Raw genomic sequence first — 12,853 nt, 5'->3', positions numbered from 1 at the left:
GCGGGTACCGTCGCGTCCTCACCGGACAGGAGGAGCCGTGGCCGCGAGCCGCCCCCGCCGGGCCTCCGGCGCCGGCGCGCGGGTGCTGCTCGTCGACAACCAGGACTCCTACACCTGGACCCTGCGCCACCTGCTCGCCGCCGCCACCGGCGGCCTGCCCCGCGTCGTCGACCACCGGGAGGCGGCCGCCGGCGCCCTGCCGCTGCTGGCCGCCGGGGACGCGGACCTCGTCGTCATCTCCGCCGGGCCCGGCCACCCGGCGCGCGACCGGGACTTCGCCGGCTCCCGCGCCGTCCTGGAGGGCGCGCGCGAGCTCGGCGTCCCCGTGCTCGGCGTGTGCCTGGGGCACCAGGGCCTGGCCGCGATGGCCGGCGCGGACGTCGTCCCGGCGCCGCAGCCGCGCCACGGCCACCTCACCCGCGTCCACCACGGCGGCCGGGACGTCTTCGCCGGCGTGCCCGACGGGTTCACCGCCGTGCGCTACCACTCCCTGTGCGTCGCGGAGCCGCTGCCGGAGGAGCTCGAGGCGCTCGCGCGGGCCGAGGACGGCGTCGTCATGGCCCTGCGGGTGCGCGACCGGCCCGCGTGGGGCCTGCAGTTCCACCCCGAGTCCGTCGCGACCGAGCACGGCGCGGCCCTGCTGGCCGGCGTGCTGCGCGAGGCCGGCCTGCCCGGGCCCGGGGGCGGGCGGAGGAGCGGGCCGAGGGGCGGGCCCGGGGACGGGTCGCGGGTGCCGCGCGGGTCGGCGCGCCCGGGCGCCGGTGAGCCGCCGTCCGCGCCCGTGCGGCTGCGGGTGGCGCACCGCGCGCTCGGGCGCGCGGTGGACGCCGAGGCGGCCTTCGCGCGCCTGTTCGCGGCGTCGGGGACCGCCTTCTGGCTCGACAGCGCCCGCACCGACCCGGGTCGCGGCGCGGTGTCCGTGCTGGGCGACGCCGAGGGGGAGCTCGCCGAGGTGGTCCTGCTCGACGCCGCGAGCGGCACCACGCGGGTGCGCTGCGGGGGCGGGGCCGTGCTCGAGCGGCGCGTGCCCGTGCTCGAGCACCTGCGCGAGCGGCTGCGGGCCCGGCGCGTGGAGGGCCCGGCCCTGCCGCTGGGCGTCGCCGGCGGCTGGGTCGGCTGGCACGGGTACGAGGCCGGCAGCAGCACCATGCGGCCCACCCGGCACCGGGCGGCCACGCCCGACGCGGCGTGGGTCCTGCCGCAGCGGCTGGTGCTCGTCGACCACGCAGGCGACGAGACGCACCTGGTGCACCTGGAGCCCGCGGACGCCGCGGGCGACGCGCGCAGCGCCGCCGCGCTGGACGCGCTCGCGGAGGCGCTGCACGACCTGCAGCCCCTGCCGCCCCCGGCCGACGGAGCCGACGGAGCCGACGGAGCCGACGGAGCCGACGGAGCCGACGGAGCCGGTGCGGTGCGGCCGGTGTGGACGCGCGACCGCGCCGGCTACACCGCCGACGTCGAGGCCGTGCAGGAGCTGCTGCGCCAGGGCGAGGTGTACGAGGCCTGCCTGACCACGGGCGTGCGGGTGCCGGCCTCGGGCGCCCCGGGGGACGGCTTCGCCCGGTACCGGCGGCTGCGGCGCGCGAACCCCGCTCCCTACGCGGCCTACCTGCGCCTGCGGGACGTCGACGGCACCGACGGCACCGACGTGGAGGTGCTGTGCTCCTCCCCGGAGCGGTTCCTGCGCGTGGACGGCGACGGCTGGGCCGAGAGCGAGCCGATCAAGGGCACCGCGCCGCGGCTGGCGGACCCGGCGCAGGACGCCGCCGCCGCCCGCGCGCTGGCCGCCGACCCCAAGGCCCGCGCGGAGAACCTCATGGTCGTCGACCTCGTGCGCAACGACCTGGCGCGCGTGTGCGAGCCGGGCACGGTGGCGGTGCCGGCGCTGATGGCCGTGCGCTCCTACGCCACCGTGCACCAGCTCGTGACGACGGTGCGCGGCCGGCTCGCGGCGGGCGAGGACGCGCTCAGCTGCCTCGACAGCTGCTTCCCGCCCGGGTCGATGACCGGGGCGCCCAAGGTGCGCGCCGTCGAGGTGCTCGAGCAGCTGGAGCAGGAGGCGCGGGGCGTCTACTCCGGCGCCCTCGGCTGGATCGGCCCCGGCGGCGAGGCCGACCTCGCGGTGGTGATCCGCACCGCGGTGCGCGCCGGCGGCACCTGGCGCGTCGGCACGGGCGGTGCGGTCGTGCTCGGCTCCGACCCCGCCGCCGAGCACGACGAGGTCCTCCTCAAGGCGGCGCCGCTGCTCGCCGTCCTCAGCCCTGCAGCCGCTGCTGCAGGTCGGCCTCCAGGTCGGCGAGGATCCGCAGCTCGCGCTCCTGGCCGGTGACGACGGCCTCGGCGAGCCACGACAGCTGCGGCTCGTCGCTGCTGGCCAGGAACGCCTGCGCCATCTCCAGCGCGCCCTCGTGGTGCGGTGCCATCAGCTGCACGTACAGCAGGTCGGCCTCGGTGCCCGACGCGCGGCCGAGCGCGGCGAGCTCCTCGTCGCTGGCCATGCCCATCGCCTCGCGCGCCTCCTCCGCGGTCATCGCGCCGCCGGCCGCCGCACCGCCGTGGGCCGCGTGACCGCCGGCGGCGGCCTCGTGCTCCATCCACGCCATGGGCGGCAGCGAGCTGGTGGCCGGCACGTCCTGGCGGTGCAGCCAGCCGAGCATCACGCCCTGCTGCTCGGCCTGGCCCGTGATCACCTCCTCGGCGAACGCCGCGACCTGCGGGTCGCTGCCGCGCTCGCGCACGAGCAGGCTCATCGTCACCGCCTGGCCGTGGTGGCCGTGCATGTCGCGGGCGAAGCCGACCTCGACGGAGTCCTCGGGGTGGGTGCGGGTGCTCGAGACCCACACCGCCGCCAGGGCGGCCAGCGCGAGCACGAGCGCCACCGCCAGCGCGACGGCGGCCGCGCGCCAGCGCCCGGCCGGGTGCCGCCGCCCGCCCGCCGAGCCGGCCACCGCCGGGTCCTGCACCGCCGGGTCCTGCACCGCCGGGTCCTGCACCGCCGGGTCCTGCACCGCCGGGTCCTGCACCGCCGGGTCGCGCACGCCGTCCTGCACCGCCATGCCTCGAGGATCCCACGCGCCGGTGCCCGGCCGGGCGCGCCGGGCTCAAGGCCCGCGCCCGCCGTGCCGACGTCCCTGCCGTGAGGGTCCCTGGTCGCGTCCGGCGGCGCGGCGCGCACGTGGCGGCGTCCCGCGCCCGCACCGTCGCCCCCGTCGCCGGGCTGCTGCCGTCGGCGGGCCCGGTCGCCGCTGCCGCGGCGCTGTCCGGCGCCGTCGTGCTCGCCGCGCTCGTGACCGGCTCGGCGGAGCCCGTCGTCGTCCTGCCCGTGGCGGCCGCGGCCCTCGGCGGCCTGCGCGCGGGCGTGCCGTGGGCGGCGAGCGCCGCCGGCCTGCTCGTCGTGGGGGCCGGCACGGCCCTGGCGGTGGCGGGCACCGCGGTCGCGGCCGCCTGCGCGGCGCCCGCGCTCCTGCTCGGCCTGGCGGTGGCCGTGGCGTGGGCGTGGCAGCGGCGCCTGGCCGAGGAGGACCTGGCCTCGGCGCAGCTCGTCACCGAGGCCGTGTCCGTCGTCGACGACGTCACCGGCTGCTACAACGCCAACGGCCTGGACCTGCTCAGCCGGCACCTGCTCAGCTCCGTGCGCCGCGCCACCGGCGCCATGCACGCCGCCCTGGTCGAGGTCGGCGACCTGGCCGCCATCCAGGACGTCGCGGGGCCGGCGGCGGTCGACGAGGCGCTGTGCGCCGTCGCCGACGCGCTGCGCACCGTCACCCGCGGCGCGGACGTCGTCGGCCGCTGGACCCAGGACGTCTTCGCCGTGGTCGGCCCCGGCACCGGCACGAGCCCGGCGGAGCTGGAGCGCCGCGTGCGCGCCTGCCTGCAGCGGGCCGCGGCGGCCTCCTCGGGCGCGTGGCCGTCCACGGTCACCGTCGGCGCGGCGCTGCTCGAGCCGTGGGACGCCGGCGGCCTCGAGGTGCTCGTCGCGCGCGCGGGGGAGGACCTCGCGCTGCGCCGCGCCCTGCGCTCCCCCAGCGCCCGCGAGCCGCAGGCGCCCGAGCTCGGCGCCTGAGGCCCGCGCGCACCTAGAGTGCCGCGGGTGCGCCGGTCCGCGAGTCCCCTGACGCTGCTGCGGGCCGCGCACCCCGGGCCCGCCGTCGCCGTCACCGCCTTCTCCGCGGCCCTGACCCTGGCCGCCGGCGGGTCCGCCGGCACCGCCGTCCTCGTCGCGCTGGCCGTGGCCGCCGGCCAGCTGGCCATCGGCTGGGCCAACGACGCCGTGGACGCCGACCGGGACGTCGCGGCCGGGCGCACCGACAAGCCCGTCGCCACGGGCGCGCTCGCCCGGGGAGCCGTCGCCGCGGCGGCCACGGCCGCCGCCGCGGCCGCCGTCCCGCTCTCGCTGCTGCTGGGCCTGGTGCCGGCGTCCCTGCACCTGGCCGGGCTCGCCGCCGGCCTGGCGTACGACCTGCGCCTGAAGGCGACGCTCGCCAGCCCGCTGCCGTACTGCGTCTTCTTCGGGCTGCTGCCGGCCGTGGCCGCCACCGCCGCCGGCCGCTCGCCGTCCCTGCTCGTGTGCGCCGCCGGGGCCGCCGTCGGGCTCGCGGCGCACTTCGCCAACACCGTGCCGGACGCCGAGGCCGACGCCGCCACCGGCGTGCGGGGCCTGCCGCAGCGGCTGGGCCCCGCGGCCAGCCGGGTGGCGTCGGCGCTGCTGGTCCTCCTCGGCGCCGGGGTGCTGCTCGTCGGCGGCTGGGCCGACCTGCCCGTGCTCGCCCGCGCGCTGCTGGTGCTCGCGGCCGCCACCGGGGCGGTCGGCGCGGCCAGCCGCAGCCGCAACGGCTTCCGCGCGGTCGTGGCCGCCGCCGCCCTCTGCGTGACCGGCGTCGTGGCGTCGGGAACGTCGCTGCTGCCGGCCTGAGCGCCGTCCGCGCCGCCCTCCGACGCGCAGTTGCGCGCCCGAGTGCGCTCCAGGAGCTCGCTGACGCGCATCCGGGCGTGCAACTGCGGTTCCGGAGCGGCGGGGCGGCCTCCGGAGGGCGGGTGGGCAGCCCTCCGGAGGGCGGACCGATGGCGGATGGACGGTGCGTGGGCGGGACCCCGACGGCGCGCGGACGGCGCGGCGCACCCGCGTCGATACCCTGGACGCCGGCCGGCGGCAGCCGCCGGCAGCACCCCGAAGGACGGTCATGACGCAGGTGAGCGGGACGAGCGCGACAGGCACGAGCAGCGACGGGGCCGCTCCGGCGCACCGCTACGACGCGGAGCTCGCCGCGCGCATCGAGACCCGCTGGCAGGACCGCTGGGCCGCCGAGGGCACCTTCCACGCGCCGAACCCGGCGGGCCCGTGGGCCGACCCGCAGGCCGTGGCAGGGCGCGAGAAGCTGTTCGTGATGGACATGTTCCCCTACCCCTCGGGGGCGGGGCTGCACGTCGGGCACCCGCTGGGCTACATCGCCACCGACGTCTACGGGCGCTACCAGCGCATGTGCGGGCGCAACGTGCTGCACACCCTCGGCTACGACGCCTTCGGCCTGCCCGCCGAGCAGTACGCGGTGCAGACCGGTCAGCACCCGCGGGTGACCACCGAGGCGAACATCGCGACGATGCGCCGCCAGCTGCGCCGCCTGGGCCTGGCCCACGACGACCGGCGCTCGGTGTCCACGATCGACCCGCGGTACTACCGCTGGACCCAGTGGATCTTCCGGGAGGTCTTCAAGTCCTGGTACGACGCCGAGGCCGAGCGCCCGGACGGCGGCCGGGGCCGCGCCCGTCCGGTCGCCGAGCTGGTCGCCGAGTACGACAGCGGTCAGCGGCAGCTGGACGACGGGCGCGCGTGGGCCGACCTCGACGCCGTCGAGCGCCGCCGCGTCGTCGACGCGCAGCGCCTGGCGTACGTCTCCGAGGCGCCCGTCAACTGGTGCCCCGGCCTGGGCACCGTGCTCGCGAACGAGGAGGTCACGGCCGACGGGCGCAGCGAGCGCGGCAACTTCCCCGTCGTCGAGCGGCCGCTGCGGCAGTGGATGATGCGGATCACCGCCTACGCGGACCGCCTGGTCGCCGACCTGGACCGCCTCGACTGGCCCGAGCCCGTCAAGACGATGCAGCGGCACTGGATCGGGCGCTCCACCGGCGCGGTCGTCGCCTTCCCCGTGATGGACGGCGCGAGCGAGCCCGACCCGGACGGCGCGGGCCGCCCCGCCGCGCTGGAGGTCTTCACCACCCGCCCCGACACCCTGTTCGGCGCGACGTTCATGGTCGTCGCGCCCGAGCACCCCCTCCTGGACGCCGTCCCGGCCACCTGGCCGCAGGGCACCCCCGGGGCGTGGACGGGCGGGTCCCCGACGCCGTCGCAGGCCGGCGCCGCCTACCGCGCCGCGGCCGCGGCCCGCACGGACGCCGAGCGCACGGCCGAGGACCGCGTGAAGACGGGCGTCTTCACCGGCCTGGGCGCGACCAACCCCGTCACCGGGACGACGCTGCCCGTCTTCGCCGCCGACTACGTGCTCATGGGCTACGGCACCGGCGCGATCATGGCCGTGCCGGGCCAGGACCAGCGCGACTGGGACTTCGCCGCGCAGTTCGGCCTGCCCGTCGTGCGCACGGTCGCGCCGCCGCAGGGCTGGGAGGGCGAGGCGTACCCCGGCGAGGGCCCGGCGATCAACTCCTCCAACGCCTCGCTGAGCCTGGACGGCCTCGGCGTGGCCGAGGCGAAGGAGCGGATCCTGGCCTGGCTGGTCGAGCGCGGCGCCGGGCAGGCGCGCACCACGTACAAGCTGCGCGACTGGCTGTTCAGCCGCCAGCGGTACTGGGGTGAGCCGTTCCCGATCGTCTACGACGAGCACGGGCTGCCGCTGGCGGTGCCGGAGGCGATGCTGCCGGTGGAGCTGCCGGACGTGCCCGACTACTCCCCGCGCACCTTCGCCCCGGACGACGTCACGAGCGAGCCCGAACCGCCCCTGGCCCGCGTGCCGGAGTGGGTGGACGTGACCCTCGACCTCGGCGACGGGCCGAAGCGCTACCGCCGCGAGACCAACACGATGCCCAACTGGGCCGGGTCGTGCTGGTACGAGCTGCGCTACCTGGACCCGGACAACGACGAGCGCCTCGTCGACCCCGAGGTCGAGCGGTACTGGATGGGCCCGCGCGGACGGCGTCCCGACGGGCAGCCGGACACCGGCGGCGTGGACCTGTACGTCGGCGGCGTCGAGCACGCCGTCCTGCACCTGCTCTACGCCCGCTTCTGGCACAAGGTGCTCGCCGACCTCGGCCACGTCTCCTCCCAGGAGCCGTTCCGGCGCCTGTTCAACCAGGGCTACGTCCAGGCCGACGCCTTCACCGACGCGCGCGGGCAGTACGTGCCCGCCGCCGAGGTGGTCGAGGGCGCCGACGGCCTGACCTGGGACGGCGAGCCCGTCACCCGCGAGTACGGGAAGATGGGCAAGTCCCTGAAGAACGTCGTCACCCCCGACGAGATGTACGCCGCCTACGGCGCCGACACCTTCCGCCTGTACGAGATGTCGATGGGCCCGCTGGACGCCTCCCGGCCCTGGGAGACGCGCGCGGTCGTCGGCTCCCACCGGTTCCTGCAGCGGCTGTGGCGCAACGTCGTCGACGAGCGCACCGGCGCGGTGAGCGTGGTGGACGCCCCCGCCGACCTCGCCACCCGCCAGCTGCTGCACCGCACGATCGCCGGCGTGGCCTCCGACATGGCGGGGCTGCGCTTCAACACCGCGATCGCCAAGCTCATCGAGCTCAACAACGAGCTGACGCGCCTGTCCGCGGTGCCGCGCGAGGTCGTCGAGCCGCTCGTGCTCATGCTGGCGCCCCTCGCCCCGCACGTGGCGGAGGAGCTGTGGAGCCGCCTCGGCCACGAGCACCTCCTGGCGCTGGAGCCCTTCCCGCAGGCCGACCCGGCGCTGCTGGCGCAGGAGACCGTCACCTGCGTCGTGCAGGTCGCGGGCAAGGTGCGCGACCGCCTCGAGGTGCCCGCCGACGTCGGCGAGGACGACCTTCGCGAGCGCGCCCTGGCCGCGGCCGGGGTGCAGCGGGCGCTGGCCGGGCGCGGGGTGCGCACCGTCGTCGTGCGCGCACCCCGCCTCGTCAACGTCGTGCCCGCCTAGCCCGGCCGGCCCGGCCCGGCTCGACCCAGCCCGGCTGAGTCCGGCACCGGCGCCACCTGCCGCCCACAGGCGCCGCGTCCGGTCCCGCCGTCCACAGGCCGCCGCGGGCGACCGCCCGCGGCCGCCGGGGCCGAGCAGCCTGGGCGCATGCTCCCCAGCGCCCCGCGGCACGCGCCGCCGAGCGACCGCAGGTCCCGCCCTCGCGCGCTGTCGGGCGCCCGGTGGTCCCCGCCCCCGGCCGCCGGCGTCGCCGTCCTGGTCCTGCTGGCCGGGGTCGTGGCGCTGCTGGTGCTGCGCACGGCGGTCACGGCCCCGACGGGCAGCACGCCGGTGCCGCCGAGCCCCGTGCCCGCAGCGGCCACGCCGAGCCCGGGCCCGCCGGTCGGGGAGCCCGTCCCCGCACCTTCCGGTGCCGCGTCCGCCCCGAGCGCCCCCGCGACGGACGGCGGCGCCCCTGCGGCTGGCGGCAGCGCGCCGGTGGTGGTGCACGTCGTCGGGCAGGTCGTCGCGCCGGGGCTCGTGCGCCTGCCCGCCGGCGCGCGCGTCGCGGACGCCGTCGAGGCCGCCGGAGGCCTGACCGGGGACGCCGACACCAGCCGCACCAACCTCGCCCGCCCCCTCGTGGACGGCGAGCAGGTGCAGGTCCCGCGCCCGGGCGAGGAGCTGACCACCCCACCGGTCTCGGTGCCCGCGGCCGGCGCGACCGGCGGTGCGGGTGGCGGTGCCGCCGGCGCAGCTGCTCCCGGCGGCGTAGCGGCGTCCGGCCCGGTGAGCCTGACCAGCGCGACGGCGGCGGACCTGGACGCCCTGCCCGGCATCGGGCCGGTGCTCGCCGAGCGCATCCTGCAGTGGCGCGAGGAGCACGGCGGCTTCACGAGCGTGGACGAGCTGGCCGAGGTCGCCGGCATCGGGGACACGCTGCTCGAGCGGCTGCGCCCGCTGGTCACCGTGTGACGGCGCCCGCCGGGCCAGCGCCCACCGCGCCGGAACCGCCCGTCGCACCGGAACCGCCCGCCGCACCGGAACCGCCCGCCGCGCCCTCTGCGTCCCCTGCGCCCCCGGCCTCCGGCGGCGCGCAGGGGATGGACCTGCGCCTGCTGCCGGCGGCGCTGGCCGCGTGGGCGGCAGCCGCCTGGGCGGTGGCCGCCGGCGCGGCCGCGCTCGGTGCGGCGGCGCTCGCCGCGGGCGCCACCGCCGGTGCGGCCGCCGCGGTCGCGGCCCGCCGCACGGGCGGCGAGCCGCCGAGCCGCCGGGCGGGTGCCGTCGTCCTGGCCGCGGCGGCGGTCGCGGCGGTGTGCGCCTCGGCGCTCGCGGCGGGCGCGGTGCGCGACGCCGGCCTGCTCGCCCACCTCGCCGAGCGGGGGGCCACCGCCACGGTCACCGGCGCGGTCGCCGGGGAGCCGCGCCCCGTGCGCGCGCAGGCCGGGCGGGCCGAGCGCGGAGGACCGCGCTGGGTGGTGCGGGTGCGGGTCGAGGAGGTCACGGGCCGCGGCGCGCGGTCACCGGCCCGCGCCGCGGTCCTCGTGGTCGGCGGCGAGGCGTGGGCCGCGCTGGACCGCGGGGACAGGGTCACCGCCACGGGACAGCTGGAGGCGGCCGAGCCCGGGGACGACGTGCGGGCGCTGCTGCTGGCGGGGCGGCCCAGCGCCGCGACGGCGCCGCAGGGCGCTCCCGCGGTGCTCGCCGGCCTGCGCGCCGGCCTGCAGCGGGCGGCCGAGCCGCTGCCCCCGGACGCCGGCGGCCTGCTGCCGGGCCTCGTGGTCGGCGACACCTCGCGGCTGCCGCCGGACCTGGAGGAGGCCATGCGCACCACCGGGCTGACGCACCTGACGGCCGTCTCGGGCAGCAACATCGCGCTGGTCACCGGCACCGTGCTCGTGGTCGCCGCGGGCGCCGGGCTGCGGCGGCGCGCCCGGCTGCTGGCCGCGGGCGCCGCCCTGGCCGGCTTCGCCGCCCTCGCCGGCGGGGAGCCCAGCGTGCTGCGCGCGGCGGTCATGGGCGCGGTCGGGCTCCTCGGGCTGCTCTCCGCCCGCCGCGGCGCGGGGCTGCCGGCGCTGTGCGCGGCGGCGCTCGTGCTGCTCGTCGCCGACCCGTGGCTGGCGCGCTCCTACGGCTTCGCGCTGTCCGTGCTGGCCACCGGGGCGCTGGTGCTGCTCGCGCGCCCGTGGACGCGCGCCCTGTCCGGGCCGCTGCCGCGCTGGCTCGCAGCGGCGCTGGCCGTGCCCGCCGCCGCGCAGGCCGTGTGCGCCCCGGTCGTGCTGCTGCTCGACGACGGCGTGCCGCTCGCGGCCGTGCCCGCCAACCTGCTCGTCGCTCCCGCGGTCGCCCCGGCCACCGTCCTGGGCCTGGCCGCGACCGCGCTCGCGCCGGCGTGGGCGGGCGGCGCCGAGCTGCTCGCGCGGGTGGCCGGGGTCGGCACGGAGTGGGTCGCGCTCGTCGCCCGCACCGGCGCGGCGCTGCCGGGCGCGACCCTGCCGTGGCCGCAGGGCTGGCGCGGCGCCCTCGCGCTGGCGCTGGTCACCGCCGGGCTCCTCCTGGTGCCCCGCGCCGCCCGGCTCCTGCGCCCGGGCGCCGCGAGGAGCCGCGGCCGCGCGGTGCACGGGGCGGTCACCGCCGTGCTCGTGCTGGTGGTGCTGGTCGTGGCGGCCCGGTGCGCTCCGGTGCCCAGCGGCCTGCGGGCCTGGCCGCCGGCGGGGTGGGGCGTCGTGGCGTGCGACGTCGGGCAGGGCGACGCCCTGGTCGTCGCGTCCGGGCCCGGGGCCGCGGTCGTGGTCGACGCCGGTCCCGAGCCCGCCGCGGTGCGCCGCTGCCTCGACGGGCTCGGCGTGCGGCGGGTGGACCTGCTCGTGCTCACGCACTTCCACGCCGACCACGTCGACGGGCTGCAGGGCGTGCTGGCCGGCCGGAGCGTGGCCGCGGCCCTGGTCAGCCCGCTCGCCGAGCCGGCGGGCGCGGCGCGCGAGGTGGCCCGGCGGCTGGGCGCGGCCGGCGTGCCGGTCGCGGCGGGACGCGCGGGGGCGGCCGGGACGGCGGGGTCGGTGCGCTGGCACGTGCTGTGGCCCGACGCGACGGCGAGCGGTGCAGCCGGGAGCGCGACCGGGGGCGCGACCGGCGGTGCGACCGGGGGTGCGTCGAGCGGCGCCGGTGGCGGGAGCGGCGACGACGAGGGGTCGCGGGTCAACGACGCCAGCCTCGTCGTGGCCCTGCGCACGGCGTCCCCGGGCGGCCCTGCCGGCGCGGAGGGGCCCAGCGTCCTGGCGCTGGGGGACGTCGAGCCGACCGCGCAGGCGGACCTGCGCCGCGCACCGGCCCTGACCGACCCGGCGCTGGCGGTGCTCGGCGGGCGCGTCGACGTCCTGAAGGTCGCGCACCACGGCTCCTCGCGCCAGGACGCCGCGCTGCACCGGCTGCTCCGGCCGCGCGTGGCGGTCCTCAGCGCCGGGCGGGAGAACGACTACGGGCACCCGGCGCCGCGCACGCTGGCGATGCTCGACGGACTCGGCGCGGTCGTGCTGCGCACGGACACCGCCGGGGCCGTGGCGGTCGGCGGGCCGCGGGAGGCGCTGTGGACGGCGGCCCGGTGAGCGCACCGACCTGTCGGCCTCCCGTGGCAGGCTGGCGCGGTGGCAGGACGCAGGGCCCCGGCGCGGGGCGCGAGCAGCGCGGTCAGCTGGCAGGCCGCGACCCCCGCGCCCGTCGTCCTCGTCACCGGCGGCGAGGCCCTGCTGGCCGAGCGCGCGGTCGAGCGCGTGCGCCGCCTGGCCCGGGCCGAGCACCCCGACCTGGAGGTGGTGCAGATCGAGGCCGCCACCTGCTCGAGCGGGCAGCTGGCGCTGTGGACCAGCCCGTCGCTGTTCGGGGAGCCGCGCCTGGTCGTCGTCAGCGGCGTCGAGGCGGCCAGCGACGCGCTCGTCGCCGACGCCACGGCCGCCCTGGGCGACCTGCAGGACGACGTCGTCCTCGTGCTGCGCCACGGCGGCGGGCAGCGGGCCAAGGGGCTGCTGGACGCCGTGCGCGCCCTGCCCGGCGCCGTCGTCGTCGACTGCCCGCCGGTGAAGAGCGCCGCGGACCAGCGCTCCTTCGTCGAGGCCGAGTTCCGCGCGGCCGGGCGCTCGGTCACGCCCTCGGCGCTGGAGGCGCTGCTGCTGGCCGTGGGGCAGGACCTGCGCTCCCTCGCCGCCGCGTGCGCGCAGCTGGTCGCGGACGTCCCCGAGCACGACGAGCGCGGGCGGCGGGTGCCGGTCGACGAGGCCGACGTCGACCGCTACTACGGCGGGCGGGCGGAGGTCACCGGCTTCCGCGTCGCGGACGCCGCCGTCGCCGGGCAGCGGGAGGAGGCGCTGCGGCTGCTGCGCCAGGCCCTCGACGCGGGGCTCGACCCCGTGCCGCTCGTCGCCGCGATCGCCGCGAAGCTGCGCGCCATGGTCAAGGTCGGCGCCGCCGGCCGCGGCCCGGACCACGAGCTGGCCCGCCAGCTCGGCATGGCGCCGTGGCAGGTCGGCCGCGCCCGCAGCGACCTGCGCGGGTGGAGCCCGGACGGCCTGGCCACCGGCATCATCGCGCTCGCGGACGCCGACGCCGCCGTCAAGGGGGGCGGGCGCGACCCGGTCTACGCCGTCGAGCGCGCCGTCCTCGCCATCACCGCGGCGCGCGGCTGACGCGGCGGACCCCCGCAGCCGGGGAGGCTGCGGGGGTCCGCGAGGAGTGCGCTGCGCGGGCGCGGCCCGGGCCGCGCGCCG

At 79.6% G+C, this 12,853-nt stretch carries 8 protein-coding genes; 7 read left to right on the top strand and 1 reads right to left on the bottom strand.

Annotated features, from left to right (window positions below; all coding sequences use genetic code 11):
* Positions 1 to 37: 37 nt before the first annotated feature.
* The gene (locus BLS82_RS00955) at positions 38 to 2,329 is read left to right on the top strand and encodes a chorismate-binding protein (RefSeq protein WP_255378029.1); all 2,292 of its coding nucleotides are present in this window, start codon (positions 38 to 40) and stop codon (positions 2,327 to 2,329) included.
* Here the strand turns inward: BLS82_RS00955 and BLS82_RS00950 are convergent.
* Complete coding sequence (locus BLS82_RS00950) at positions 2,256 to 3,056, bottom strand: DUF305 domain-containing protein (protein WP_092860820.1); 801 nt, start codon at positions 3,054 to 3,056, stop codon at positions 2,256 to 2,258. The genes BLS82_RS00955 and BLS82_RS00950 overlap by 74 nt on opposite strands.
* 80 nt (positions 3,057 to 3,136) lie before the next feature.
* Here BLS82_RS00950 and BLS82_RS00945 point away from each other — a divergent pair, with 80 nt between their 5' ends.
* The 6 genes from BLS82_RS00945 (at position 3,137) to holA (ending at position 12,772) form a co-directional block, all read left to right on the top strand.
* Positions 3,137 to 4,063 carry a diguanylate cyclase domain-containing protein gene (locus tag BLS82_RS00945; protein WP_092860818.1) on the top strand — a complete coding sequence of 309 codons (927 nt, stop codon included), beginning with the start codon at positions 3,137 to 3,139 and terminating at the stop codon, positions 4,061 to 4,063.
* Between the two features lie 27 nt (positions 4,064 to 4,090).
* Complete coding sequence (locus BLS82_RS00940; protein ID WP_218123414.1) at positions 4,091 to 4,912, top strand: UbiA family prenyltransferase; 822 nt, start codon at positions 4,091 to 4,093, stop codon at positions 4,910 to 4,912.
* 268 nt (positions 4,913 to 5,180) lie between these two features.
* The gene (gene leuS / locus BLS82_RS00935) at positions 5,181 to 8,114 is read left to right on the top strand and encodes a leucine--tRNA ligase (RefSeq protein WP_143028694.1); all 2,934 of its coding nucleotides are present in this window, start codon (positions 5,181 to 5,183) and stop codon (positions 8,112 to 8,114) included.
* 147 nt (positions 8,115 to 8,261) lie between these two features.
* A complete protein-coding gene (locus tag BLS82_RS00930; RefSeq protein WP_092860816.1) occupies positions 8,262 to 9,068 on the top strand; it encodes a ComEA family DNA-binding protein in 807 nt (268 codons plus the stop codon).
* Positions 9,069 to 9,196: 128 nt separating this feature from the next.
* The gene (locus BLS82_RS00925) at positions 9,197 to 11,698 is read left to right on the top strand and encodes a ComEC/Rec2 family competence protein (protein ID WP_092860814.1); all 2,502 of its coding nucleotides are present in this window, start codon (positions 9,197 to 9,199) and stop codon (positions 11,696 to 11,698) included.
* A gap of 39 nt (positions 11,699 to 11,737) precedes the next feature.
* Positions 11,738 to 12,772, top strand: coding sequence for a DNA polymerase III subunit delta (gene holA / locus BLS82_RS00920; protein WP_092860812.1), 1,035 nt, complete (start codon positions 11,738 to 11,740; stop codon positions 12,770 to 12,772).
* Positions 12,773 to 12,853 lie beyond the last annotated feature (81 nt).

Source organism: Quadrisphaera sp. DSM 44207 (assembly GCF_900101335.1).
Lineage (GTDB): Bacteria > Actinomycetota > Actinomycetes > Actinomycetales > Quadrisphaeraceae > DSM-44207.
The sequence above is the reverse complement of the archived record's forward strand: the minus strand, read 5'-3'. Positions and strand labels throughout refer to the sequence as shown.